The sequence below is a fragment of the Mycobacterium kyogaense genome, assembly GCF_036946525.1.
GTDB lineage: Bacteria > Actinomycetota > Actinomycetes > Mycobacteriales > Mycobacteriaceae > Mycobacterium > Mycobacterium kyogaense_A.
Genome location: NZ_JAQIIY010000024.1, coordinates 1 through 24,063, shown reverse-complemented (window position 1 = coordinate 24,063; position 24,063 = coordinate 1). Strand labels below are relative to the sequence as shown.

The following is a 24,063-nucleotide window of genomic DNA, read 5'->3' as shown; positions in this document are numbered from 1 at the left end:
GCGTCAGCCGCATAACGTTACAGCTGCATCACTTGTCACAGCACCTGACACGCCTGCCACAATGGTGGGCGATGTTCTCGTCGTCGTCCACCACCCCACCCGCACCGCCCGCCGGCCCGGAGCGGCGCCCGACGCGCTGGTGGCACAGCCTGCAGGCGGAGTCGACGCGCCGAGCCCTGCTGCTGACCGCCCTGGGTGGCCTGCTGATCGCGGGTGTCATCACCGCGCTGCCGCAGACCGATCCGGCCGGGGGACTGACCGCCAACTCGATCTCGCTGGGCCCGCGCGGCAATGACACGTTCGACCACGCCACGAGCGGCGACTGCCTGAACTGGCCGGAACGCACCCCGGACGCCGCGGAGATCGTCGACTGCACCGGCGAGCACCGCTTCGAGGTGGCCGAATCCGTCGACATGCGGACGTTCCCGGGCAGTGAGTACGGCCCCGACGCCGCGCCTCCGTCGACCGCCCGCATCCAGCAGATCAGCCAGGAACAGTGCACGGCCGCGGTCCGGCGCTACCTCGGCGCGAAATTCGATCCCAACAGCAAGTTCACGATCAGCATGCTGTGGTCCGGCGACAAGGCCTGGAAGCAGTCCGGGGAGCGCCGCATGCTGTGTGGCCTGCAGCTGCCCGGCCCGAACAACCAGCAGCTGGCCTTCACCGGCAAGGTCGCCGACATCGACCAGTCCAAGGTGTGGGCCGCCGGGACCTGCCTGGGCATCGACCCCACGACGAATCAGCCCACCGACATCCCCGTCGACTGCGCCGCCCCGCACGCGATGGAGGTCACCGGCGCGGTCAACCTGGCCGAGAAGTTCCCCGGCGGGCTGCCGCTCGAAGCCGAGCAGGACACGTTCATCAAGGACACCTGCACCAAGATGACCGACGCCTATCTGGCCCCGATCCAGCTGCGCAACACCACGCTGACGCTGATCTACAGCACGGTCTCGCTGCCGAGCTGGTCCGCCGGCAGCAGGCAGGTGTCGTGCAGCATCGGCGCCACGCTCGGCAACGGTGGCTGGTCGACGCTGCTCAACAGCGCCAAGGGCCCGCTGATGATCAACGGGCAGCCGCCGGTGCCGCCGCCCGACATCCCCGAAGAGCGTCTGAACCTGCCGCCGATCGAGGTGCCGAACGTACCGGACACGTCGTCGCAGTCGAGCAGCTCCAGCTCCAGTTCAGGGTCGAGCTCGAGTTCGAGTTCCAGCTCCCAGTCCGACGACAGCAGCCAGCAGACCCAGCACATGCCCCAGCTGGCGACGACGGCCGCGCCGACGCCCACCCAGCAGGCGCCGGCCACCGATCAGCCGCCGGCGCAGGGCAACACGTTCCTGGGCGGCCCACCGCCCCCGCCGGGGGCGCCACCGGCAGATGTACCGCTGCCGCCCGCCGAGCAGGCACCTCCGGCCGCGCCGGCTCCGGTCGACCAAGTACCGCCGCCGGCCGTGCCATTCCCGCCGCCTGCACCGTGATGGCCGTGCGGATGAGTCCGCAGCGGTTCGACGAGTTGGTGGGCGACGCACTCGATCTGATCCCCGGTGAGCTGGCCGCGGCGATCGACAACGTCGTCATCCTGGTAGCCGACCGGCACCCGGAGGAGCCGGAGTTGCTCGGGCTCTACGAGGGCGTGGCGCTCACCGAACGCGACTCCTGGTACGTCGGCGCTCTGCCCGACACCATCACGATCTATCGTGACGCGCTGCTCGACATGTGCCACACCGACGCGGAGGTGGTCGACGAGGTCGCGATCACCGTGATCCACGAGATCGCCCACCACTTCGGCATCGACGACGAACGGCTGCACGAACTCGGCTGGGGCTGAACGTCACTCGAGCGCGGCAACCCGATCCTGTCGGCGTTGGGTGCTATGAACGGACCATGAGTGACCAGTGCCGTGCCTGCGCGGCGGGTCTCGAGCACTGCCACGGTGCGTTGATCCACCACGCCTACCGTCGGGAAGAGTGCACCGAGGACGGTTGCCTCGCCCCACCTGCCGCCCATGACATGCATCTCGACTGCAGCGCTGTCGGCTGCGCGTGCGACGACGCGGATGTCGGCCTACGGCCGATGTCAGCCCATCGGGTCGGCTGACGCCTCGCGGCCGTCAGTCGCCACCGCCGCCGCATCGGGTCCGAACGGCGGTGTCAGAGCACCCCACTGCAGGCAACTCCACCGTCCGTCGGTGACCGGTGCGAGGACGACGGCTTCGGTGTTGGCGAGGTGGTGGTCGACAGCGAAGGTGCTGTCCACGCCGGCGAGCACAGCGGCCACCAGCCTGATGGCCGCGCCGTGGCTGACCACGACGATGTCGCTGCGCCAGCTGTCGTCGTCGAGGTAGCGCATCCGCAGGTCGTCGAGCACCGGCACGTACCGCTCCAGCACCTGGTTGCCGGATTCGCCGCCGGGTAGCGACAGGCCGAGTTCGCCGTCCTGCCAGCGCCGGTAGATCTCGGTGAACTGATCGTGGGCAGCCTCGTCTGAGCGGTCTTCCAGGTCGCCGACCTGCACCTCGTGAAGTCCCTGGAACTCGGCGGGCGGGCGCGCGGCGCCGAGTGCCGTGCTGATCTCGTGGGCGGTCTGCACGGCGCGGGTCGCGATCGAGTGCGCGATCAGACCGGGCTCGTGAGTCAGCGTGCTCGCGAAGCCGCGGGCCTGCTCCCGGCCGAGATCGGTGAGCTGAGCCCCCGGCGGGCGGGTGTCGAGCCGTCGCGCCACGTTGCTGTGCGTCTGCCCGTGGCGAACCAGCAGGAGTCGACCACTCACGGCGTGCCCTCGCGAAGGCGTGTCAGCCACGTCGTCGCCTCGTCGGTCGTCGGGGGCGGGGTGCCCGCCGGGTCACCGGTGGGCCAGGACCCCAGGTAGCGCACGTCGTCGCAGCGACGGTGCAGTGCACGCAGTGCGTCGGCGACCGGTCCGTCGTCGATGTGGCCGACGAAGTCGAGGAAGAACTTGTAGCTACCCAGTTCGGTTCTCGTCGGCCGCGACTCGATGCGGGTCAGGTCGATGTCGCGGATCGCCAGTTCCGTCATCGCCATCGCGAGAGAGCCCGGCACGTTCGCCAACCGCAGCACCACCGACGTCCGATCGGCGCCGGTGCGGGCTGGGGGCGCGGCCGGCGCTCCGACGAGGACGAAGCGGGTTCTGGCGTTCGGCTCGTCGACCACGCCGGAGGCCACCGCGTCCAGGCCGTACAACTCGGTGGCCAACGCGGTCGTGACCGCGGCGTCGGCTCGGCCGGCGGCCACCTCCGCGGCGGCCGCGGCATTGGAGAGCGCGGGCAGCAGCGTCGTGTCGGGCAGATTCTCGGCCAGCCACTTCCTCACCTGGGCGGTGGCGACCGGGAACGCCGCGACGGTGCGCACCGACTCGGTAGCGACGCCGGGCTGCACCGCGATCGTGAACGACACGTCGAGGGTGAGTTCGGCATAGATCTGCACCGGCGGTCCGTCGGCGAGACTGTCCAGCGTCGGCAGCACCGATCCCTCGATGGAGTTCTCGATCGGCACGCAGGCGAAGTCGGCCTCACCGCAGCGAACGGCAGCCACGGCAGCGGGTGTGCTGTCGGTGGCGATCCGGGTGACGGGGCCGGGCGCGGGGATCAGGTGGTCGGCGTCGAGCGTGCGCAATGCCGCCTCGGTGAACGTGCCCTCGGGGCCGAGGTAAGCGATGCGGGACACGGGGTCAGCCTATCGGGTGGGCGCAGTTGTCCTGGTGGACGACGGGACGCCTTGCGAGACACGTCCGACTTGTTTAAGTTAGCCTCACCTTACTTTGGGAGGCGGGATGACTGTGCAGGCACCGACGACGGCCGAGCGGATTCGCAGCGCGTGTGCGCGGGCTACAGGCGCGATGGTTGCCACCGACGGGATCGATCCGACGCCCACCCCGGTGGTCCACCTTCTCTGCGACGGCTCGGTCGCCCTGACCGTTCCCGCGGCGAGCGCCCTGACAGCGACGGTCGCCACGGCGGGTGCGGCCGGCGTGCAGGCGGTGCTCGAACTGACCGATTACGCACCGCTGCCGCTGCGTGAACCCGTCCGCTCGCTGGTGTGGATCCAGGGCAGGCTGTGGACCGTTGCGGACCGCGAAGTGCCCGCGCTGCTCGATCTGATCGCCGCGTCCAACCCGCACCCCGCCCTGCTGGGAGTCAACAGCGACGAGGGCCAGGACGCGCTGATGCGCCTGGAGATCGAGTCGGTCGTCGCCGCGGATTCGACCGGCGCCGAGTCGATCTCGGTCGCGAGCCTGCTGGGCGCACTTCCCGACCCGTTCTGCGCGATGGAATCCGCCTGGCTGCAGCATCTGGAGGCAGAACACCGCGACGTCGTCGACCGGCTGGCGAGCCGGCTGCCCGGCGCGCTGCGCAACGGGCATGTGCGTCCACTCGGACTCGACCGCTACGGCGTCGCGCTGCGGGTGGAGTCCGCCGACGGTGACCACGACGTCCGGCTGCCGTTCCCGCAGCCCGTCGACGACGTGACGGGACTGAGCCGGGCCATCCGGATCCTGATGGGGTGCCCGTTCCTCAACGGGTTGCGCGCCCGCCGCGTCTGACGCGCGCACCGCTACCGTAGCTGCGGTGAGCGAACCGCCGACCGATGCGCAGCGGCGCGCCCTGCGCATCGAGATCGCGGTGGTCCTGGCCGTCACCTTCGGGCTCAGCGGCTACACCGCACTGTTGCGCCTGATCGAAGCGGTCCTGCTGGGCCTGTCCGGCCAGACGGTGGCGCTCAACCCGAGGCGGTCACCGTTCAGCCTGATCGACCTCGGCCTCAACCTCGCCGGACTGTTCCAGCTGCTGGCCTGGGGTGGCCTCGCGCTGTACCTGCTGTGGCGCGCCGGTGACAGCCCCGCACGCATCGGACTGGCCCGGTTCCGTTGGCGCACAGACTTTCTCGGTGGTGTCGGGCTGGCCCTGATGATCGGGATTCCTGGGCTGGCGCTCTACCAGCTCGCCCGTGTCCTCGGACTCAACGCCTCGGTCGAACCGGCCGAACTCAACGACACCTGGTGGCGCATCCCGGTGCTCCTGCTGCTGTCGTTCGGCAACGGGTGGGCCGAGGAGGTGGTCGTCGTCGGCTTCCTGCTGACCCGGCTGCGTCAGCTGCAGGTCAACCCGTGGGTCGCGCTCGCGCTGTCGAGCCTGCTGCGCGGGATCTACCACCTGTACCAGGGCTTCGGGGCCGGACTGGGCAACGTCGCGATGGGCCTGGTGTTCGGCTACGCGTGGCAACGCACCGGCCGGCTGTGGCCGCTGATCGTGGCGCACACACTGATCGACGCGGTGGCCTTCGTCGGGTACTCGTTGCTGGCCGGCCGATTGACCTGGTTGCAGTAGGTTCTTGCTGTGACCGACGAGCGGCCGCCCGTCCCCAGGCCGGTGCCACCGCCCCCGCCGCGTGGCTATCCGCCGCGGCGGGAGCCGCCACCACAGCTGCGGCGCGACCCGCGCTACCGGCCGCCGGGCCCACCCGCACAGGCCGCCCCGCCGGCTCCGCCCGTCTCCCCGCCCCTCCCTTCTTCCCTCCCACCTCGGAGGCCCCCCGCTCCCCCGCCGGCCCCGCCGCGCCGGCCTCCCGCGCCGCCGCCCGCCCAGGTGCGCCGACCCCCACCTGCCGCGCGTCCGCCGGCCCCGCCCGTCCCGCCGCAGCGGCGAGCACCGCGCCGCCGCCGGCGTTGGCTGCGGCTGATCCCGGTCGTGCTGCTGGTGGCGGTGCTCGCGTTGATCGGTGCCGGCGCCTGGATCGACACCACGCTGAGACGCGTTCCTGCTCTGGCCGACTACGCCGACCGGCCCGCGCAGGGCGCCGGAACGACGTGGCTGCTGGTGGGTTCCGACAGTCGGTCGGACCTGACGCCCGACCAGCAGGCCGAGCTCGCGACCGGCGGCGATCTCGGCAACAGCCGCACCGACACGATCCTGCTGGTCCATCTGCCCGGGATCGGGTCCAGCACCCCGGCCACGATGGTGTCGATCCCGCGCGACTCCTATGTGCCGATCCCGGGATACGACAGCGACAAGATCAACGCCGCGTTCTCGCTCGGTGGGCCGGCGCTGCTCACCCAGACCGTCGAAGAGGCGACCGGGCTGCGCATCGACCATTACGCGGAGATCGGCTTCGGCGGCTTCGCGGGTCTCGTCGACGCGGTCGGCGGTGTCACCGTGTGCCCACCGGAACCGATCAACGATCCGCTGGCAGGCATCGATCTGCCCGCCGGCTGCCAGCACGTGGACGGCCAGCAGGCGCTCGGCTTCGTCCGCAGCCGCGCCACGCCGCGCGCCGATCTCGACCGCATGGTCAACCAACGGGCCTTCATGTCCACGCTGATGCATCGAGCGGTGAGCCCGTCGGTGCTGCTGAACCCGCTGCGCTGGTACCCGATGACCGCCGCAGCTGCCGACACCGTCACCGTCGCCGACGGTGACCACGTGTGGGACCTCGCCCGGCTGGGCTGGGCGCTGCGCGGCGACATGCAGAACATCACGGTGCCGATCGGCGAGTTCACCGAGAACGGCTCCGGCTCGATCGTCGTCTGGGACAGCGACGCCGCCCAGAGACTGTTCTCGGCGCTGGCCTCGGATGCGCCCGTTCCGCAGGACGTGCTCGACGCCTCGAATTCCTGACTAGTCGCGACCCGCGCCCTTGAGGCCGTTCTGCAGCCAGTCCTTGGTGCGCCCGGGATGGTTGGTCGCGATCCATGCCACCCCGAGGTCACGGCAGTACTGCACGTCCTCGTAATGGTCGACGGTCCAGCAGTACAGGGCGCGGCCCTGGGCCGCGGCCCGGTCGACCAGCTCGGGATGCTCGCGCAACGTCGCGATCGACGGTCCGACCGCCGTCGCACCGACCGTCGTCGCCGCACTGCCCCCGAGGAATCGCGACGTCTCGCCCAGCAGCACCGTGGGCAGCAGCGGCGCCGCCCGCCGAATCCGCCAGACCGCCGCGGCGGAGAAGGACATCACGACCGCCCGGGACGTGTCCGCCGAGGCGGGTGAGGCGATGCCGTACCGGTGCAGCAGGGCCAACACCTTGCTCTCCACGAGCGCGCCGTAGCGGACCGGGTGCTTGGTCTCGATGAACATCTTCACCGGCCGGTTCCAGTCCAGGACGAGAGAGACCAGGTCGTCGAGGGTGAGCAATCCGGTGTCGCCCTGGCTGCCGTCCGACCGCCAACTGGGGTGCCAGGAGCCGTAGTCCAGCTCTCGCAGCTGGGCCAACGTCATCTCGCTGACCAGGCCGTTGCCGGTCGAGGTGCGATCCAGCCGACGGTCGTGCACACATACCAGATGTCCGTCGCGGGTCAGCCGCACATCGCATTCGACCGCGTCGGCGCCCTCGTCGAGCGCCCGTTCGTAGGCGGTCCTGGTGTGTTCGGGCAGATCGGCCGAGGCGCCGCGGTGAGCCACCACGAAGGGGTGGCCGTCGGACGTCCCGCCGGAGTTCATATCGCTATGCTGCCGGGTTCTGCCCTTCGGGCTCAACCGCACGCGCCTGATCGTCAGCGGAAACTTTCCCCGGTTGTTTCTGCACGGCCACGTCGACCATCAACCACCGCTTCGACGGTCGCTCCACCGGCTGACGTTCGAAACCGAGGAACACCTGCAGCGCAAGGAGCAGCGCCCCCGCCGCGAACAGGTACGCCACGATCGTGGTGACGGTGTTGTCGGCGATGCCCTGCGGGTCGGTGGTGAAGCTGGTCGCGATCGAGAACACCGACACCGCTGTGCTGGCCACCCACACCGCCCACCACACCGAGATGGGCCGACGCAGCCAATTCTGGCGGCCCTCGAACTGCGCAAGCTCGATCACAAACACCGGCGCCCAGAACAAGTTCACCAGCGGCACCAGGCAGCACACCCGCAGCATCCAGGCCGGCCGGGGGTCCTCCTGCCCGTGGTGGGCGTAGGCGGCGGCTCTGCGGGACACCAACCACTGCGTGAGCATCAGCGCGCTCGCCACCGTGGTGAACAGGGCCACCACGCTCGCCGCCACCCCACCCCAGGTGGCGATGCCCGCTACCCACGGATTGAGCAGCACCGTGCGGTTGACGATGAGCAGGACGTACCGGATCAGGTGCACGAAAGCAGCGGCAGCGAGGACCGCGGCCGTGGTCACCAAGGTCATCTGCACCGCGGTCAGGGACGGGCCGGTGCGCACCGCCGTCTCGTCGTCGGCGGGGGCGTCGAAGTGCTCGACGAGACCCCACCGCGGGATCGCGGAGTACCGGGGCGTGGGGCCGAGGTCACGGCGATGACGGCGCGGCGGTGGCGGTGCACCGGGGCGCACCGCCACCCATCTGAATCCGGCGGGCAGACCGGGGGTGGGCCGCCGCTGGGTGGGCGCAGGATCTCGTCGGCCCCATTCCGGCGCGGGCGCCGAGCTCCCGGGGGCGAGCAACGTGCCGCGACACCGCGGGCACCAGACCCGCTGCCGATCGCGCACGTTCCACCGCGTCCCGCACTGGGAGCACACCTGGATCATCCGGCCAGCTTAATGTCGCCGCCTGAAAGCAGGATCAGACCCGTGCTCGGGCCCGCGTTCGGACCCGGACTCAGACGGTGCCCGGCTGACCGTCATCGGTCACCACAGGCCTACCGGCCCCGGCCCACGCCTCCATCCCGCCGCTGACGTTGACCGGCGAGTAGCCGTTGCGTGCCAAATAGTCGGCAACGCGCTGGGACCGGCCGCCGAGATGGCAGATGACATACAGGTCGGCGTCGGCCGGGATCTCGGACATCCGGGCCGGCACCTCGCCCATCGGGATGTGCCGCGCGCCCGGAGCATGTCCCAGTCGCCACTCGTCGTCCTCGCGGACGTCGAGCAGGACGGGCCCCTCCGACGACAGGTCGAATTCGGCCGGTATCTCGGCGATACCTGCTTGCCTCACCCCGGTGTGGTCCATGTGGCCATGCTGACACGAGCCCGCGGTGTGGCACCACCGCGTCTCACAGGCAGCGAAATCCGTCCCTGCATCCGAGCTATCCACAGATTCCACAGGTCTATCCACAGGCTGTGGGCACAGTTGCCGAGGCAGTGACGGTGTCTGTGGATGACGGCGCAGCCGAACACGCCGGGAATTCACAGCTACTGGTCAGTACAGGAAACGAACGGAGCGAAATGTCTCGGCCGCCTAACGATTTGGTGTGCGCGGCAGCGGTCCCGAGGTCGATTCTTCCGAGTAGGACAAATGAGGTTATGATCGCGATCACATGGTTCGTCTGTGACAGAAGTCACTGGGCTGCGCACGTGGGGGAGGGAGCATCAACGTGCAGGTGAGGAGCGTCTGATGGCTCAATCTTCCACAGGGCCGGGCTCGGCTTTTCCGCCGTCGGAGTGGCAGTCGTCGTCGCGCGCGTACACCCGCAGTCAGTTGATGTCGTGCCTGCGGGCCGGCGTGATCGCGCTGGTGCTGCTCGTCGTCCTGGCGTGGATCGTCCTGTTCTGACTCACGCCCCGCGGCGCACGGTCCACAGCACGCGATAGCTGTGGTCCGCCCGTACCCACCCGAACACCCGGGAGTCGACCACCCCCGGCGCGTGCGCATTGTCCGACACCGCCTCGAACACCAGACCCGCGGCGTCTCGGCGCACCTGGCCCACTCGCTTGACCAGATAGCGCGACGACCGCGACGGGTCCGGAAACACCCGCAGCTGGCCGGCCCGCACACGCCCGCACCGCAGCGCGAGCAGGCCGTCACCGGGGTGGAGAGTGGGCTTCATCGAATCCTCCACCACCAGGAATCGGCGCACCGGCGGGCCGTGCGGAAATACCGACCGTCCGGGGTTAGGCCTCATGATCTTGAGGGTAAGTTAAAGCCATGCTGCATCGACTCTTTGACTCCGTGTTCTCCAATGCCACTCCTGCCCACGCTCACTGCGATCTGTACTGCGGCGTGTACGACCCCGCGCAGGCCAAGATCGAGGCGCTGTCGTGCCTGAAAACCATTCAGAAGTACCACGATTCGGATGACGACCACTTCAAGGCCCGCGCGATCATCATCAAGGAGCGCCAGGCAGAAGAGGTCAAGCATCACCTGATGGTCCTGTGGGCGGACTTCTTCACCAAGGACCACTTCGAGCAGTTCCCGAACCTGCACCAGTTGTTCTGGGATGGCGTTCACGGCGCGGGCGATGTCAAGAAGTCGCTCGACGCCGCCGTCGCCGAGAAGCTGCTGAAGACGATCGACGAGATCGCCGACATCTTCTGGCAGACCGACAAGGGCAAGCAGATGGGCGTCTACCCGCCTGCGTGAGCCTTCCGCACTCTCGTCCACCGGCCCGGTCCTCGTCGACCGGGCCGGTTTTGTGTCTGAGGCGTATCGATCGGCCGTGTCCGCTTGCGCGCCTACCGCAGGCTGCCGCATCCTGAGCGAATCGACCCACAGACGTGTCTGGCTGTTGCTCACCGATGCCGGGAGGCGAGATGGATTTCGGGTCCGGTCGGGCGATCGAGATCGCACCGTTTCATTCGCGGGGGTGCTTGAAGGGCTTCGTCGTCTCAGGAAGGTGGCCCGACTCGACCAAGGAGTGGGCCCAGCTGCTGATGGTCGCGGTGCGGGTGGCGTCGCTTCCGGGCCTTCTGTCCACGACGACGATCTTCGGGGCGCGGGAGGAGCTGCCCGACGAGCCGGCACCGGGGACGGTGGGTCTCGTCCTGGCGGAGGGCACGGTGGTCGGCGAGGCGGCCGTGGCACCCGGACACTTCGCCGAGCGCCAGCCGCCCGCCCTGTTGATGCTCCACCCCCCGTCGGAGACCACCCCGTCGTTGCCCGAGTGCACCGGGGCTGCGTCGGGATGCGTCCTGCTGCCCGGACTGCCCCACCTGGGTCTCGAACACAGGGCCGCCTGGGTGGAGGCCGAGTCCGACGGCACGGTGACGTCGATGGTGAGCAGGGTGGGCGTCGATCCGATCAGCCACCCCGATACCGCCATTCTGGCGATGCTCCTGGCCGCCTGACCGGTCGGAAAGTCTTCTCGACCGCTGCCATTGGCTACTGACACCGTGGCGGCGTGCGTGACGGTGTGGTTGCGACCGGTTTGCGCATCACCGGGTGCGCAGCGCAGCTCACACGCCAGTTCGTAATGCGGCCTTTCGGATGCCCAGCAAATTTTCCACTGTTCGCTTTGCGTATGGCAGGTGGTTGCCGGCCACATCGAGGGCGGTCCCTGAGCCCCGGCTTCCGGGAAAGCCGCACGTATGCTGGCTACGGAGCCGTTATTATTTGCCTAGCTGCACCATGCCCCGCCCGTGGCAGATACCGCAACTACGCCGTTCACACCAGCAGCGGCGGCCATCGACGTAAGCCCTGGTTCACTTTTCTGTGGTTTGCACTTGGTTGTGGACACATCTGTCGCTACGATGATCAGCAAATCCACCGCCCTTGGACAACGCTCGTCAGTATGTGGAGGTCAATCCGATGAGCAACACGTTTGCCGCTCGCCTGAACCGCTTGTTCGACACCGTCTACCCGCCCGGACGTGGCCCGCACACCTCTGCTGAGGTGATCGCCGCACTCAAGGCCGAGGGCGTCACCATGTCCGCGCCCTACCTGTCGCAGCTGCGTTCTGGCAACCGAACCAATCCGTCTGTCGCCACGATGGCCGCGCTTGCCAACTTCTTCCGTATCAAGCCTGCGTACTTCACCGACGACGAGTACTACGAGAAGCTCGACAAGGAGCTGACCCTGCTGGCCGGAATGCGGGACGAGGGTGTTCGCCGCATCGCCGCCCGGACGGTCGGCCTGTCCGCCGAGGCGAAGCAGGACATCGTCCAGAAGGTCGATGAGCTGCGACGCAAAGAGAACCTCGACGTTTAGCCTTCTTCACTCCTGCGGGTTCGACGGGCGAAGAGTCGCCTGCGATCCCGCGGATTCAAGCGTTCGGTACTGACGGGCGATCTCCAGGATCCACTCGCGGTCGGAGTAGCTCGCCGGCTGTCGCAGCCAGGACATTCCCGGGAACTCCTGCTGCTCGGCGATCCACGCCGCGACGGCGGTGGCCTGCTCTACCGGTGTCGCGTCGGGTGGCTGGAGATCTGCGAGTTCGTCGTCTGCGTCGTGGTCGGCGGTGTCGGTTCCCGCAGAGCCCGCGTCGACGCGGCGCAGGGCGCCCGCCGCGGCTGTGGCCTCCAGGAACAGCGCGTCGGAGATCAGGGACATGCGCTCTGCCACGCGGAACACCAGGGGTCCGCGTGGACGCACCCCGATCCCCACGTCGGGGTGACGTCGGCCCAGTTCAGCCAGGATCGGTCCGATGGTGCGGAGTTCTCGGCGCGCCCCGAACCAGTCCTCGAAACTGGGTAGCAGCGAGCCCGCCGCCACGATCAGCATGGCGGCGCCGAGTAGCGTGGCCGCCGCGCCCACTCCCACCGATGCGCTGGTACCGACCGCGCGCAGCAGGAAGAACGCCGAGGCCGCGACGATCAGGACGATGCCGACGGTGAACACGAACAACGCTCGCCCCCGGCGGGTCCGGTTGCTGTGCCGCAGGCCTGCCCAGGCGACCAGACTCAGCGCCAACATCACGTAGAGCAGCGGCAGCAGCCACGGCAGCGAAGCGCCGTCGCCGGCGAGGCTGCGGCGCAGGTACTCCTGTGGCGCCATTTCGGTGCCGCGGCCCGCGGAGAAGAACACCGCGAGGCTGGCCACCGCGATCGCCCCCGCGACGCCGTACTGCACCATCGCGATCTTCTTCGCCGCCGTGGGCGACCGATTGCTCGAGACCGTCGTGATCATCACGCAGCTGCCCGCGGCACAGGAGATCAACGCCACCTGGCTGAACCCCATCGCGATGTTGGGCCAGTGCAGAAGCGTGTCGATCAGCAACGCCAACGGCTGCCAGTTGAGCGCTGCCACCACCCCGAGGCTGCCCAAAGCCAGAATCATCGCGGTGCTGACCAGGGACTGCTTGTTGACCAGCGCCCACCCGATGCGAAGTCCGGTCGCCAATCCCAGGAGACCGGCGATGACCCAGACGATCAACCAAACGCCTCTCCGAGACGCACCTGGACGATGGACGACCGATCTGACGGCAACCGCCCCAGCCGGTAGATGAGCAGTGCGGCGAAGTCCTCCGCCTCCTGCTCGGCGTCCTCCCCCGCGGGTCCCATGCACCCGGTGCGCTGATTGAGCATGTACCCGATCAGTTCTGAGCTGGCGACTTCGGTGTTGTCCCTCGCCGCCTGCGTCACGGGGATGCCTTCGTGGCCGAGAACGAGGTGGCCCAGTTCGTGGGCGAGGGTCCGATCCCAGGCGGGGAGGCCCTGCTGGATCAAGAACACGTCATGATCGGCGTATTGCCGCCACTGACCGCACACACCAGGCGGGAGTTCGGCCGTGGTCAGCTCGATCGTGCGGCCCCGGTGCTCGCTGACCGCCTGGACCAACCGCGGCAGGGTGATCTCACCGCGTCGCGGGGCCAGATCGAGGACCTCCCCCACCGCACGGGTGACTCGTCGGCTCGCAGGCATCGCTTCCCCCCTTTCGACCCTCTTCGCCCGTTCGGACCCCACTCCGACTTCTTTACTATGCGCCGGTTACCTCGCGCCGGCACGCATATCGTCTCAGTTCATGAATCGCGCCGTACCGCGAGCCCGGACCGCCTGGCCCGCCCTGGCCTGGCGGTACCCGAGCACGCCGCCGGCTGCGGTCAGGATCACGATGCCGGCAACGCCGGGCAGCGCGAGTGCAGCCAGCTGCGATGTGCCTGCGGTGCGCAAGGTTTCGCCGTAACCCACTCGGGTCGGCGCTGGTGGGGGCGACCCGGCCAGGATGTTCTCCACCGGCTCGGCCGGCCGGGCCGGTGCTGGTTCGGGTACGGCACGAGGCGGCGCGGCAGGTGCCGCAGGGGCCTCCGCGACCCGCGGGGCCGCGACACCCGGCCCGGCTGCGGTGGCCGGCGCGAACACGGGCAGCACAGGGAGCGTGATCGGCGCACCCGCTCCCGCGGCCGGCAGGCCGGCGCCGGGCACGACGTCGAGAACATCGGGGTCGAGGGGGAGCTCGACGGGTGGGCGCGTCTGGGGTGCACCGACACCGGACGTGCCGATCCCGCCGGGGCGCGGGGCGACCACGGGCCGGTCGCTGACGCCGCCGTGACTTTCGGGCGGGGTCGGGTCCGGGATCCCGGGTGGCTCCGGATCGCCGGGACGGGGCCACGGCCAGGGCCAGGGCCACCCCGGCCCGCAGTCTTTCCCGCCGTCGTCGGAGCAGGGTTCAGTCGGTTCTCGATCCACGTCACGGACGCCTCGGTGGGGGCGGCGCCATTTCGTGCCGATCCCCCGACGGGCCGACGGTTCCTCGGCCGCGGAAGGCGGGGCGACTCGGGGCGGGTCCTCGGAGGGTTCACCGGAGGTCGCAGGCCTCGACCCGTCGACGGGTTCTGCCGACGCGGTCGCTCCGACGCCACCGAGCCACAGCCCGCCGATGGTCAGGCCGGCTGCTACGGCACTGCGCGCTCGCGCACCCACGTCGTCACCACCTTCCCGGGCGTCGGGCTGGAGATGGGGCCCAGGTGAGGCTCGATTCTCGCACAGCAGTCGCAGCCCTCCAGGCGGTTGACCACCAGGGGCGAACGATAGTGTGGGGCAGCGCCGACGAGAGAGTGGAGAGGGCCCACGGATGAGTCTGTTCAAGCGACGTAAGTCCCGTGCGACCCGGAGAGCCGAGAGACGGGCGATCAGGGCCAAAGCGAAGCTCGAGGCCAAGCTCTCGGCGAAGAACGAGGTGCGACGCTTCAAGGCCGAACAGAAGGCCACAGCGAAGGCGTTGCGGGCGCAGCTGCGCGCCCAGCGGGACAGCGACCGCACCGCGCTGAAGGTCGCCGAGACTCAGCTGAAGGCCGCGCGCGAGGGAAAGCTGTTCACTCCCACCAAGATTCGCAGGGCGTTGACGGTGTCTCGTCTGCTGGCGCCGGTCGTCATCCCGCTGGTGTACCGCGCGTCGATCTCGGCGCGGGGGTTGATCGACGAGCGTCGCGCCGATCGCCTCGGCATTCCCGTCAGCCAGCTCGGGCAGTTCTCGGGGCACGGCGCTGAGCTGTCCGCCCGCATCGCCGGCGCCGAGCACTCACTGCGCCAGTTGACCGAGAAGAAGCCGAAGGACGCGGAGACCAAACAGTTCGCGGCGGCGATCAGCGAGCGCCTCACCGACCTTGCGGCCGCAGTCACTGCCGCCGAGAGCATGCCGCCCGCTCGCCGCAAGCCGGCCCATGCGGCGATCGCCCAGCAGCTCGACGGTATCGACGCCGATCTGTTGGCGCGCCTCGGCGTGGCCTGAGCGTCGTGTCCGACGCGACCGTCCGGAAACCGGTCCTGCTGCGTGGTGCAGCTGCGGGACTGGTGACGGCGGCGCTGTCGTTGGCCGCCCACGCCTTCGGCGGTGGTCATCTCGCCGTCGGACCGGCCATGGTCGGCCTGCTCCTCGTCGGCGTGACGGTCGGTGCGGCGGCCGTGGCGATACCCCGCACGGCCGGTGTCGCCGCGATGGGGGTGCTGCTGACGGCGGGGCAACTCGCGGGCCACGCTGTGCTCGCGGTCGGCCATCCTCACACTGCGGCCTCGCCGTCCTGGGCGATGGTGGTCGCACACCTCGGCGCGGTCACCCTGGGCGCGCTGCTGATCACCACCGGGGAGCGGCTGTGCCGCATGCTCGTCCGCGTCGTGCGGCGCGCGTCTGCCCCGGCGGGTGCGACGGAATTCGCCTCGCCCGCACGGATTCTCACTCCCGGTGACCAACCGCTGTACGCGGAGCTCCTGCTCACCACGTCGATGTCGCATCGGGGTCCGCCCGTCGTGGGCTGACCTCGACCCCGACAGATTCGACACAGGAAGCAGACAACCGAATGGATGCAGTTCACCGTGGGCGGCCCCGGCGTGCCCACCTTCTCGCGGTGGGAGCGACGGCGCTGGCCCTCGTCCTGACCGCGCTGATCAGCGCCGGTCCGGCGTGGGCGCACGCCGCTCGCTTGGCCGGCGACCCCGCTGACAACGCCGTCCTGGCCCAGGTTCCCGCCCGGGTCAGCGCGACGTTCAACGAGACGATGCAACCCGAGTTCGCCGCGATGACGGTGGTCGGCCCGGACGGCACTCAGTGGGCCGACGGGACGCCGACCGTCGACGGCGCAGTGATCAGCATCGGGGTCCGTCCCGGCGGACCTGCGGGCACCTACACCGTCAACTACCGCGCGACCTCGGCGGACGGTCACGTCGTGACCGGTTCGTGGCCCTTCCAGGTCACGACCGGCGCCACCGCGGCTGTGGCCACCCCGACGGCGTCAGCCGCATCTGAGGCACCGGCCACCACGCAGGCTGCGCCGGCCTCCCCACCGCCGGCGGGACTGCCCGCGTGGCCGTTCGCGGTCGGCGCGGTCGCCGTGGTGGCTGCGGGCGCGGTGTGGGCGGTACGTCGCAGGTCGTGACGCACGGCCGGGCGGTGGCGGGTGGTCTGCTCGTCACCGTCGCGGCGTGCGTCCTGGCCTGGGCGCTGGCGTTCCCGGGGGCGTCGCTGTCGGCCGCGCTGGTCCGCGCGGTGGCCGACGGCGCCGCCGTGGTGACCGCGGGGCTGACCGTGGTCCCGGCACTCGATGGTCCGCGCTACCGCGACGAGCTGCTGCGCCGCGGCACGGCGCCCCTGCTGGCGGCCTCGGCGGTGTGGGTGGCAGCCGAAGTGGTGCGGCTCGTGGTGGCGACCGCGGAGGCCGCGGGCCGCAGCGTGGCCGATGTCGGCCTGCGCACCGTGTGGGACTTCAGCGTGCACACCGCAGCGGGCCGAGCAGCTCTCGTGACGATCGCCGCCGCGGCCGTGGTCGGGCTCATGGCGGGCTTCGCGCCCAGGACGGCTGCGGTGGCAGCCGCCACCGCAGGTGTGGCGGCGATCGGTGTGGTGGGCCATCCGCTGACGGGACATCTCGGTGAGGAGGCGCTGGGCGGCATCGCCGTCGCGGTGCATTCACTCGCGGCCGCGCTCTGGTGTGGTGCGCTTGCCGCGCTGGTGCTGACGGTGTCGCATCGCGGCCAGTGGGCACGAGTGCTGCCGCGGTTCTCTGCGCTGTCGCTGGGCAGCGTCGGCGTCCTGCTCGTCGGTGGCGCGGTCGCGGGCCTGGCGGTGCTGCAGACGCCGATCGACCTCGTCACCACCGGGTGGGGAAGGGTGCTCTGCGCCAAACTGGCGCTCACAGCGGTCCTGCTGGTGTTGGCCTGGCGTAACCGTGCGTCCTGGTTGCCCGATGCGCGTGCCCACCGCTCCAGCGCTGTGCTCTCGCGCAGCCGCGCCTACACCGAGCTGGGGCTGATGGCGGTGACGCTGGCCGCCGCGGCGACGCTCGCGGTGACCGGCTGACACGGCAGCGGGTCGCGACGGCCCGCCTGGCATGATGAATTGACGCGCACGCCTGGACAGTCGAAGGAGCGGTGACATGGAGCAGTCGGATCGGCCCGAAGACCGGTCGGATGCCACGTCTCCCGACGATCCGGCGAAGGCGCCCGCCAAGAAGACGCCTGCCAAAAAGGCACCTGCGAAGAAAGCGCCCGCGAAGAAAGCGCCCGCCAAAAAGGTGCCTGCAAAGAAGGTGGCGGCCAAGAAGGCTCCCGCGAAGAAAGCACCCGCCGAGAAAGCTCCGGCGAAGAAGGCGCCCGCCAAGAAGATCTCCCCTCCCCTGGGCGACGACGCCTTGACCGCCGCAGCCAAAGAAGTTGCCGCGCAGGCGAAGTCGACAGTTGCCACGGCGAGCTCGGCGGCCACCGCACCGGTACCCGCCGCTCGGGAGGAGTCGCGGTCGGCGCGCGTACCTCTGGCGGCCGCAGCCATCACCGGCATCCTGGCGCTCGTGGTGGTCCTGCTCGCCGCGCGGCGCAACCAGGACTGACGCCCCGGTTCTGCGCGCCGTCATCACGGCATAATGGCGCGGTGACTGTCACCCCCCCGCCCCACCGCTGACCTGGTCGACGAGATCGGCCCCGACGTGCGCAGCTGCGATCTGCAGATGCGCCAGTTCGGCGGGCGCACCGAGTTCGCCGGCCCGATCACCACGGTGCATTGCTTTCAGGACAACGCGCTGCTGAAGTCGATCCTCTCGGAGCCGGGCGACGGCGGAGTGCTGGTCATCGACGGCGACGGGTCCGTACACACAGCGTTGGTGGGCGACCTGATCGCGGAGCTGGGCCGGGCCAACGGCTGGTCCGGGCTGATCATCAACGGTGCGGTGCGCGACGCCTCGACGTTGCGCACTCTGGACATCGGCATCAAGGCGTTGGGCACCAATCCACGCAAGAGCACCAAGACAGGTGAGGGCGTGCGGAACGAGCCAGTCGAGTTCGGTGGAGTGGTGTTCACTCCGGGCGACATCGCCCACAGCGACGACGACGGGATCGTCGTCGTATCCGCTTCATAGCCACTTCGACCCGGCTACGCCGAAGTCGGCACCCCGGCACGGTGTTTCGTGAACTCCAGGGCCTCGTCGTCGACCTTGCCGCGGCGGATCAACTGCAGATCGAGCAGATAATTCTGCTTGAGACGCCACGGCGTGCGCGAGCCCGACTTCGGCAGGTAGTCCAGGGCGCGCAGCACGTATCCCGGCGTGAAGTCCATCAGGGGCGCCTCGTCGACACTGCTGCCGGGGTGCGTGGGCTCGACGGTGTCATACCCTTTGTCGTTCATGTAATTGATGACGCGGCAGAAGAACTCGGACACCAGATCGGCCTTCAGCGTCCATGACGCGTTGGTGTAGCCGATCGTGAACGCCATGTTGGGCATGTTCGTCAGCATCATGCCCTTGTAGGCCATCGACTCGTTGAGCACCAGGGCTTCTCCGTTGCGGGAGATCGTCGCGCCGCCGAACAGCTGGAGGTTCAATCCTGTTGCCGTCACGATGATGTCGGCGTCGAGATGCTTGCCCGAGGCCAGCGCGATACCCGTCGCGGTGAAGCGCTCGATGGTGTCGGTCACGATGTCGGCCTTGCCGGCGCGGATGGTCTTGAACAGATCTCCGTTGGGCGCCAAGCACACTCGCTCGTCCCACGGGTTGTAGCGCGGGTTGAAGTGCTTGTCGACGTCGAACCCTTCGGGCAGCCGGTGCCGGGCCATCGTCAGGAGTTGCTTGCGGAAGAAGTCGGGGAAGCGGCGGGCGATCTGGTACTGCCGCAGACTGGGCGAGGATGCTCTTCCACCGGTTCAGGACGTACGCGACCTTGGCCGGCAGGCGCTTGTTGGTCGCGACGGTGAAGGGGTCGACGTCGGGCAGTGCGGCGATGAAGGTCGGCGACCGCTGCAGCATGGTCAGGTGTCCGGAACCTGAATTGGCCAGGGCGGGAATCAAAGTGACTGCGGTGGCACCGCTGCCGATGATGACGACGCGCTTTCCGGCGTAGTCGAGGTCGGTCGGCCAGTGCTGCGGGTGCACGATCGGTCCGGTGAAGTCCTCGGCGCCGGGGAAGTCCGGGGCATAGCCCTGGTCGTAGTTGTAGTAACCACTGCAGGCCATGAGGTAGCGGGCGGAGATCTCGACCTGTTCGCCGTCGCGCTCGACGGTCACCGTCCAGCGGTTCTCGTCGTCGGACCAGTCGGCGGTGGTGACGGTGTGGCCGTAGCGGATGTGCTTGTCGATGCCGAATTCGGCGACGGTCTCCTCGAGGTAGGTCATGATCGAGGGGCCGTCGGCGATGGCCTTGTTCGAGGTCCACGGTTTGAAGCGGAATCCGAGTGTGAACATGTCCGAATCGGATCGGATTCCGGGGTACTGGAACAGGTCCCCACGTGCCGCCCAGGTGGGCCCGCCGCTCGAGGATGACGTAGCTGGTGCCGGGGCAACGATCCTGCACGTGCCACGCGGCGCTGATGCCGGAGATTCCGGCTCCCACGATGACGACGTCGACGAACTCTGTCATCTCTGCAAGTTATCAACGCCGCGTCGAGACAGTCAACAGTGCGTCGATAATATCAACAGGGTGTAAAGTGCAGGAAGTGTCCACCACCAGCCATGCGCGTACCGGCCGCGGCCGGCGCAGTTCGCGCCCGTCCGGTGACGATCGGGAGCTCGCGATCCTGGAGACCGCCGAACGCCTGCTGGAGCACCGCCCGCTGGCCGAGATCTCCGTCGACGACCTCGCCAAGGGCGCCGGGATCTCACGGCCCACGTTCTACTTCTACTTTCCTTCCAAGGATGCGGTCCTGCTGACCCTGCTCGAGCGCGTGATCGCCGAGGCCGACGCCGCGCTGGCCGAGGCGATCGCGACCCGGCCCGCCGATCGACGAGCATTCTGGCGCCGAGGTATCGACGTCTTCGTGAGCACCTTCGGCGCTCACCGCGCGGTGTGCGCGGCGACGGTGGGTGTCCGCACCACGGACTCGGCCGCCCGCGACATGTGGGCGAAGTCGATGCAGCGCTGGATCGATCATTCGGCGACGGTGATCGAGGCGGAGAGGGCCGCCGGCGCGGCGCCGGTGACGGTGCCCGCGATCGAGTTGGCGACCGCGCTGAACCTGATGAACGAGTCGGTGATGGCGGCGACGTTCGCCGGCCAGCAGCCCGCGATCCCCGATCACCGCGTGCTCGACAACCTCGTGCACATCTGGACGACCAGCATCTACGGCGACTCGGCCTAGCTTTCCGGCCCTCGGATCGGCCGTCATGTCGGTCCTCGATGCGAACATGTGTTCGTGTCCGGGGAAGCCAGCATCCTCCACGCTGATCTCGACTCGTTCTATGCGTCGGTCGAGCAGCGGGACAACCCTGCGCTGCGCGGGCAGCCGGTGATCGTGGGCGCCGGTGTGGTGCTGGCGGCCAGTTACGAAGCCAAGGCGTTCGGTGTACGGACCGCGATGGGTGGCAGGCAGGCCCGGGCGCTGTGTCCGCAGGCCATCGTGGTGCCGCCGCGCATGTCCGCGTATTCGCAGGCCAGCGAGGCCGTGTTCGAGGTGTTCCGGGATACGACGCCGGCCGTCGAACCGCTGTCGATCGACGAGGCGTTCCTCGACGTGTCCGGATTGCGCCGGGTGTCCGGCACCCCGGTACATATCGGCGCAGGCCTGCGGGATCGAGTCCGCGACGAGGTCGGGTTGCCGATCACCGTCGGCATCGCGCGTACCAAATTCCTGGCGAAGGTGGCCAGCCAGGAAGCCAAGCCCGACGGTCTGCTGCTCGTGCCGCCGGACCGTGAGCTCGCGTTCCTCCACCCGCTGCCGGTGCGTCGGCTGTGGGGTGTCGGCGCGAAGACCGCGGCCAAGCTGCACGAGCACGGCATCGAGACGGTCGCCGACGTGGCCGAGCTGAACGAGGCCACGCTGCGGTCGATGGTCGGCGGCGCGATGGGCCGCCAGCTCTTCGCACTGGCGCACAATCAGGACCGTCGTCGGGTGGTGACGGGGCAGCGGCGCCGCTCGGTGGGCGCTCAGCGCGCCCTGGGGCGGGCAGGCAACACGATGTCGCCCGCCGAGGTGGATGCGGTCGTCGTCAACCTGGTCGACCGGATCACCCGGCGCATGCGCGCCGCCGACCGAACGGGACGCACGGTGGTCCTGCGCCTGCGGTTCGACGATTTCGGCCGGGTCACCCGTTCGCACACGCTGCCGCTGGCCACGGCGTCGACAGATGCGATTCTGCAGGCGGCGCGGGCACTGGTGGCGGCTGCGGCGCCACTGATCGCGGCGCGCGGTCTGACGTTGGTGGGCTTCGCGGTCTGCAACATCGATCGCGACGGCGCGCAGCAGATGGAGCTGCCGTTCACGCATGCCGATCTCGTCGCCGACAGCTCGAGCATCGACGCGGCGATCGACCGGGTGCGGGGTCGCTACGGCAACGCGGCAGTCACCCGAGGTGTGCTGGTCGGCAGGGACACAGGAGTGGAGATGCCGATGCTGCCCGACTGACGGTCATGCGCGAGTCCAGTCCAGCAGAGTGTCTGCGTCCCAGGTGTTCACGATGCGTTCGGCGGCCAGCCCGGCGTCGAGGGCGCGTTGGGCGCCGTAGCCCAGGAAGTCGAGCTGGCCAGGTGCGTGGGAGTCGGTGTCGATGGAGAACACGCAGCCGATGTCCATCGCGAGGGTGAGCAGCCGGGTCGGCGGATCCCGGCGCTCCGGTCGTGAGTTGATTTCGACCGCGGTACCGGCATCGCGGCACGCGGTGAACACGGAGTCGGCGTCGAAGGTGCTCTCGGGGCGCATTCCTCGTCCGCCGGTGACCAGCCGTCCGGTGCAGTGGCCGAGGATGTCGGCGTGCGGGTTGGTGACGGCTTTGATCATGCGCCGGGTCATCGCGGGGGCGTCCATCGCGAGCTTGGAGTGCACGCTCGCCACGACGACGTCGAGCCGCTCGAGCAATTCGGGCTCCTGATCGAGTGAGCCGTCTTCGAGGATGTCGACCTCGATGCCGGTGAGAATGCGCATGGGAGCGACACTTTCGCGGAGCTCGTCGATGACGTCCAACTGGTGTCTCAGCCGTTCGGGCGACAGGCCGTTGGCGATCTTGAGGCGTGGCGAGTGGTCGGTCAGCGCGCAGTACTCGTGCCCGAGGTCGCGGGCGGCCAGCATCATCTCCTCGATGGGCGCCGACCCGTCGGACCAGTTCGAGTGCACGTGGAGATCGCCGCGCAGGGCGGCACGGATCTCGCCGCCGCCGAGATCTGCGGCGGACTCGCGCAACTCGACCAGCACGTCGGGTTCCTGCCCCGCCCAGGCCTGGGCGATGACCTTGGCGGTCTTGGGTCCGATCCGCGGGAGCGATTGCCAGCTGTTCGCGGCGCCATGCTTCTCACGCTGGGCGTCGGTGAGCGCCTCGACGACGTCGGCGGCGTTGCGGTAGGCCATCACTCGGCGCGGGTCGTCGCGGGCGCGGTCCTTGTAGTAGGCGATCTGGCGCAGGGCAGTGACCGGATCCATGCCCTCAGTGTGCCCGCAGGGCAGGGCAGTAATTCCTGTCAAGACCCTCGGGGCGTCCAGGCGGGGTCCCGTCCAGTGAGCGCCACCACCCGATCCAGCAGGGGTGCATCATCATTCACCGGAACTGCCGCGGCGAAGAGCCCCTCGACCGGCGGCCCCGACGCGAATTCCGTCACGTGCGGCAGCACCGCGCGCAGGACGTCGTCGTCCACCTCATACGGTCGACCGGTGGCTCGCGCCAGATCCCACCCGTGCACGACGACCTCGGTCAGCGCGATTCTCCCGCCGACCTCGGCCGGGAAGTCCACGCCGCCGGCGCGAGACATCCCCTCCCACGCCGCGGGCTCGCCCCACGACGCTGCCATCTCCGTCAGCCGCTCCGGGTACGACGTCCGCCAGCCGTCGTCGAGCCGATCACTCACCTCCGGCGGCGAGTCGGTCAGCTCGCAGAAGTCCTTCCGCGCCGCCGCGGTGAACGCCGCCGCCAGCCCGCCCAGATGCGACACCAACGCCGCCACGCTCATCTCCGAACATGGCGTCGGCCCCGTCAACTGACCGTCACGAAGGGTCCGCACCAGATCCGCCGTGCCCGCACACGCTGAGGTCATATCGATCATGTGCATGCTGACTTTGATCGTCTGCCGAACTCATCGGCGCATCTCCAGGAATTCGTCCTAGAGTCGGCACAGTGAGATTCGCTTTCAAGACGTCCCCGCAGAACACCGCCTGGTCCGACATGCTCGCGGTCTGGAAGGCCGCCGATGACATCGATGTCTTCGAATCCGGCTGGACCTTCGACCACTTCTATCCGATCTTCTCCGACTCGACCGGCCCCTGCCTGGAGGGGTGGATCACACTGACCGCCCTCGCCCAGGCGACCACCCGATTGCGTGTCGGCGTGCTCGTCACCGGCATCCACTACCGGCACCCAGCCGTGCTCGCCAACATGGCCTCCGCACTCGACATCGTCTCCAACGGCCGACTCGAGCTCGGTATCGGCGCCGGCTGGAACGAAGAGGAATCCGGCGCCTACGGCATCGAGCTCGGCAGCATCAAGGAACGGTTCGATCGTTTCGAGGAGGCCTGCCAGGTGCTCACGGGTCTCCTATCCCAGGAGACCACGACCTTCGACGGCCGGTTCTACCAGCTCAAGGATGCCCGCAACGAGCCGAAGGGCCCCCAGCAGCCGCA

General features: G+C 69.2%; 29 protein-coding genes and 1 pseudogene. 18 read left to right on the top strand and 12 right to left on the bottom strand.

All coding sequences use genetic code 11. The features are described from left to right. Positions 1-71 precede the first annotated feature (71 nt). On the top strand, positions 72-1,475 hold the full coding sequence (locus tag PGN37_RS20025) for a septum formation family protein (RefSeq protein WP_335332747.1): 1,404 nt from the start codon (positions 72-74) through the stop codon (positions 1,473-1,475). Then, positions 1,475-1,825: a metallopeptidase family protein gene (locus PGN37_RS20020; RefSeq protein ID WP_335332746.1), complete on the top strand. Its 351-nt coding sequence runs from the start codon at positions 1,475-1,477 to the stop codon at positions 1,823-1,825. Before PGN37_RS20025 ends, PGN37_RS20020 begins: the two co-directional genes overlap by 1 nt. A gap of 248 nt (positions 1,826-2,073) precedes the next feature. Here PGN37_RS20020 and PGN37_RS20015 read toward each other — a convergent pair whose 3' ends face one another. Then, positions 2,074-2,766, bottom strand: coding sequence for a histidine phosphatase family protein (locus tag PGN37_RS20015; RefSeq protein WP_335332745.1), 693 nt, complete (start codon positions 2,764-2,766; stop codon positions 2,074-2,076). Continuing rightward, on the bottom strand, positions 2,763-3,680 hold the full coding sequence (pheA, locus tag PGN37_RS20010; RefSeq protein ID WP_335332744.1) for a prephenate dehydratase: 918 nt from the start codon (positions 3,678-3,680) through the stop codon (positions 2,763-2,765). Before pheA ends, PGN37_RS20015 begins: the two co-directional genes overlap by 4 nt. Positions 3,681-3,786: 106 nt before the next feature. Here pheA and PGN37_RS20005 point away from each other — a divergent pair, with 106 nt between their 5' ends. From PGN37_RS20005 to PGN37_RS19995, 3 genes are read left to right on the top strand one after another with little or no spacing between them, the layout of a single operon-like run. Next, complete coding sequence (locus PGN37_RS20005; protein WP_335332743.1) at positions 3,787-4,557, top strand: DUF2470 domain-containing protein; 771 nt, start codon at positions 3,787-3,789, stop codon at positions 4,555-4,557. Between the two features lie 25 nt (positions 4,558-4,582). Beyond that, positions 4,583-5,341, top strand: coding sequence for a CPBP family intramembrane glutamic endopeptidase (locus PGN37_RS20000; protein WP_335332742.1), 759 nt, complete (start codon positions 4,583-4,585; stop codon positions 5,339-5,341). Between the two features lie 9 nt (positions 5,342-5,350). Beyond that, positions 5,351-6,628, top strand: a complete 1,278-nt coding sequence (locus PGN37_RS19995) for an LCP family protein (RefSeq protein ID WP_442932969.1) — start codon at positions 5,351-5,353, stop codon at positions 6,626-6,628. Here the strand turns inward: PGN37_RS19995 and PGN37_RS19990 are convergent, their stop codons facing one another. The 3 genes from PGN37_RS19990 to PGN37_RS19980 all read right to left on the bottom strand — a co-directional run bounded on the left by PGN37_RS19990 (position 6,629) and on the right by PGN37_RS19980 (position 8,907). Continuing rightward, entirely contained in the window at positions 6,629-7,450 is an 822-nt protein-coding gene (locus PGN37_RS19990; RefSeq protein ID WP_335332741.1) for a glycerophosphodiester phosphodiesterase, read from the bottom strand. It abuts the gene before it with no gap. Positions 7,451-7,454: 4 nt separating this feature from the next. Next, positions 7,455-8,486: a DUF4328 domain-containing protein gene (locus PGN37_RS19985; RefSeq protein ID WP_335332740.1), complete on the bottom strand. Its 1,032-nt coding sequence runs from the start codon at positions 8,484-8,486 to the stop codon at positions 7,455-7,457. A 70-nt stretch (positions 8,487-8,556) separates the two neighbouring features. Further along, a complete protein-coding gene (locus PGN37_RS19980) occupies positions 8,557-8,907 on the bottom strand; it encodes a rhodanese-like domain-containing protein (protein ID WP_335332739.1) in 351 nt (116 codons plus the stop codon). Between the two features lie 384 nt (positions 8,908-9,291). Here PGN37_RS19980 and PGN37_RS19975 point away from each other — a divergent pair, with 384 nt between their 5' ends. Further along, positions 9,292-9,450: a hypothetical protein gene (locus PGN37_RS19975; protein ID WP_335332738.1), complete on the top strand. Its 159-nt coding sequence runs from the start codon at positions 9,292-9,294 to the stop codon at positions 9,448-9,450. Between the two features lies 1 nt (position 9,451). Here PGN37_RS19975 and PGN37_RS19970 read toward each other — a convergent pair whose 3' ends face one another. Then, positions 9,452-9,799: a S26 family signal peptidase gene (locus tag PGN37_RS19970; RefSeq protein ID WP_442932968.1), complete on the bottom strand. Its 348-nt coding sequence runs from the start codon at positions 9,797-9,799 to the stop codon at positions 9,452-9,454. Between the two features lie 23 nt (positions 9,800-9,822). Here PGN37_RS19970 and sodN point away from each other — a divergent pair, with 23 nt between their 5' ends. From sodN to PGN37_RS19955, 3 genes are all read left to right on the top strand, one after another. Further along, positions 9,823-10,257, top strand: a complete 435-nt coding sequence (gene sodN / locus PGN37_RS19965) for a superoxide dismutase, Ni (RefSeq protein ID WP_335332737.1) — start codon at positions 9,823-9,825, stop codon at positions 10,255-10,257. Between the two features lie 170 nt (positions 10,258-10,427). Then, entirely contained in the window at positions 10,428-10,961 is a 534-nt protein-coding gene (locus tag PGN37_RS19960) for a peptidase (protein WP_335332736.1), read from the top strand. Between the two features lie 460 nt (positions 10,962-11,421). Next, positions 11,422-11,820: a helix-turn-helix domain-containing protein gene (locus PGN37_RS19955; RefSeq protein ID WP_046363341.1), complete on the top strand. Its 399-nt coding sequence runs from the start codon at positions 11,422-11,424 to the stop codon at positions 11,818-11,820. A 6-nt stretch (positions 11,821-11,826) separates the two neighbouring features. Here PGN37_RS19955 and PGN37_RS19950 read toward each other — a convergent pair whose 3' ends face one another. From PGN37_RS19950 to PGN37_RS19940, 3 genes are all read right to left on the bottom strand, one after another. Further along, entirely contained in the window at positions 11,827-12,984 is a 1,158-nt protein-coding gene (locus PGN37_RS19950) for a hypothetical protein (RefSeq protein ID WP_335332735.1), read from the bottom strand. Next, positions 12,981-13,472 carry an ImmA/IrrE family metallo-endopeptidase gene (locus tag PGN37_RS19945; protein ID WP_335332734.1) on the bottom strand — a complete coding sequence of 164 codons (492 nt, stop codon included), beginning with the start codon at positions 13,470-13,472 and terminating at the stop codon, positions 12,981-12,983. Before PGN37_RS19945 ends, PGN37_RS19950 begins: the two co-directional genes overlap by 4 nt. 93 nt (positions 13,473-13,565) lie before the next feature. Beyond that, a complete protein-coding gene (locus tag PGN37_RS19940; protein ID WP_335332733.1) occupies positions 13,566-14,471 on the bottom strand; it encodes a hypothetical protein in 906 nt (301 codons plus the stop codon). Between the two features lie 151 nt (positions 14,472-14,622). Here PGN37_RS19940 and PGN37_RS19935 point away from each other — a divergent pair, with 151 nt between their 5' ends. The 6 genes from PGN37_RS19935 to rraA all read left to right on the top strand — a co-directional run bounded on the left by PGN37_RS19935 (position 14,623) and on the right by rraA (position 18,391). Beyond that, the gene (locus PGN37_RS19935) at positions 14,623-15,279 is read left to right on the top strand and encodes a DUF6474 family protein (RefSeq protein ID WP_335332732.1); all 657 of its coding nucleotides are present in this window, start codon (positions 14,623-14,625) and stop codon (positions 15,277-15,279) included. Between the two features lie 5 nt (positions 15,280-15,284). Continuing rightward, positions 15,285-15,803, top strand: a complete 519-nt coding sequence (locus PGN37_RS19930) for a hypothetical protein (RefSeq protein ID WP_335332731.1) — start codon at positions 15,285-15,287, stop codon at positions 15,801-15,803. A gap of 41 nt (positions 15,804-15,844) precedes the next feature. Then, positions 15,845-16,420, top strand: a complete 576-nt coding sequence (locus tag PGN37_RS19925; protein ID WP_335332730.1) for a copper resistance CopC family protein — start codon at positions 15,845-15,847, stop codon at positions 16,418-16,420. Beyond that, positions 16,417-17,340, top strand: coding sequence for a CopD family protein (locus tag PGN37_RS19920; RefSeq protein WP_335332729.1), 924 nt, complete (start codon positions 16,417-16,419; stop codon positions 17,338-17,340). The genes PGN37_RS19925 and PGN37_RS19920 overlap by 4 nt, the downstream gene beginning before the upstream one ends. Before the next feature lie 76 nt (positions 17,341-17,416). After that, a complete protein-coding gene (locus PGN37_RS19915; protein WP_335332728.1) occupies positions 17,417-17,866 on the top strand; it encodes a histone H1-like repetitive region-containing protein in 450 nt (149 codons plus the stop codon). Between the two features lie 45 nt (positions 17,867-17,911). Continuing rightward, positions 17,912-18,391: a ribonuclease E activity regulator RraA gene (rraA, locus tag PGN37_RS19910; RefSeq protein WP_335332840.1), complete on the top strand. Its 480-nt coding sequence runs from the start codon at positions 17,912-17,914 to the stop codon at positions 18,389-18,391. 14 nt (positions 18,392-18,405) lie between these two features. Here the strand turns inward: rraA and PGN37_RS19905 are convergent. Next, a pseudogene (locus PGN37_RS19905) lies at positions 18,406-19,883 on the bottom strand (flavin-containing monooxygenase). A 76-nt stretch (positions 19,884-19,959) separates the two neighbouring features. On the opposite strand from PGN37_RS19905, the gene PGN37_RS19900 reads away from it, so the two are divergent. Both PGN37_RS19900 and dinB read left to right on the top strand, forming a co-directional pair. Further along, positions 19,960-20,601 (top strand): TetR/AcrR family transcriptional regulator, encoded by a 642-nt coding sequence (locus tag PGN37_RS19900; protein WP_335332727.1) that lies wholly within the window; start codon positions 19,960-19,962, stop codon positions 20,599-20,601. Positions 20,602-20,649: 48 nt separating this feature from the next. Further along, positions 20,650-21,864 carry a DNA polymerase IV gene (dinB, locus tag PGN37_RS19895; protein ID WP_335332726.1) on the top strand — a complete coding sequence of 405 codons (1,215 nt, stop codon included), beginning with the start codon at positions 20,650-20,652 and terminating at the stop codon, positions 21,862-21,864. Between the two features lie 3 nt (positions 21,865-21,867). Here dinB and PGN37_RS19890 read toward each other — a convergent pair whose 3' ends face one another. Both PGN37_RS19890 and PGN37_RS19885 read right to left on the bottom strand, forming a co-directional pair. Then, a complete protein-coding gene (locus tag PGN37_RS19890) occupies positions 21,868-22,872 on the bottom strand; it encodes a PHP domain-containing protein (protein WP_335332725.1) in 1,005 nt (334 codons plus the stop codon). Positions 22,873-22,910: 38 nt separating this feature from the next. Further along, entirely contained in the window at positions 22,911-23,489 is a 579-nt protein-coding gene (locus PGN37_RS19885) for a TIGR03086 family metal-binding protein (protein ID WP_335332839.1), read from the bottom strand. Between the two features lie 71 nt (positions 23,490-23,560). Here PGN37_RS19885 and PGN37_RS19880 point away from each other — a divergent pair. Continuing rightward, the coding region (locus PGN37_RS19880; RefSeq protein ID WP_335332724.1) for an LLM class flavin-dependent oxidoreductase at positions 23,561-24,063 on the top strand (503 nt) is incomplete at its 3' end.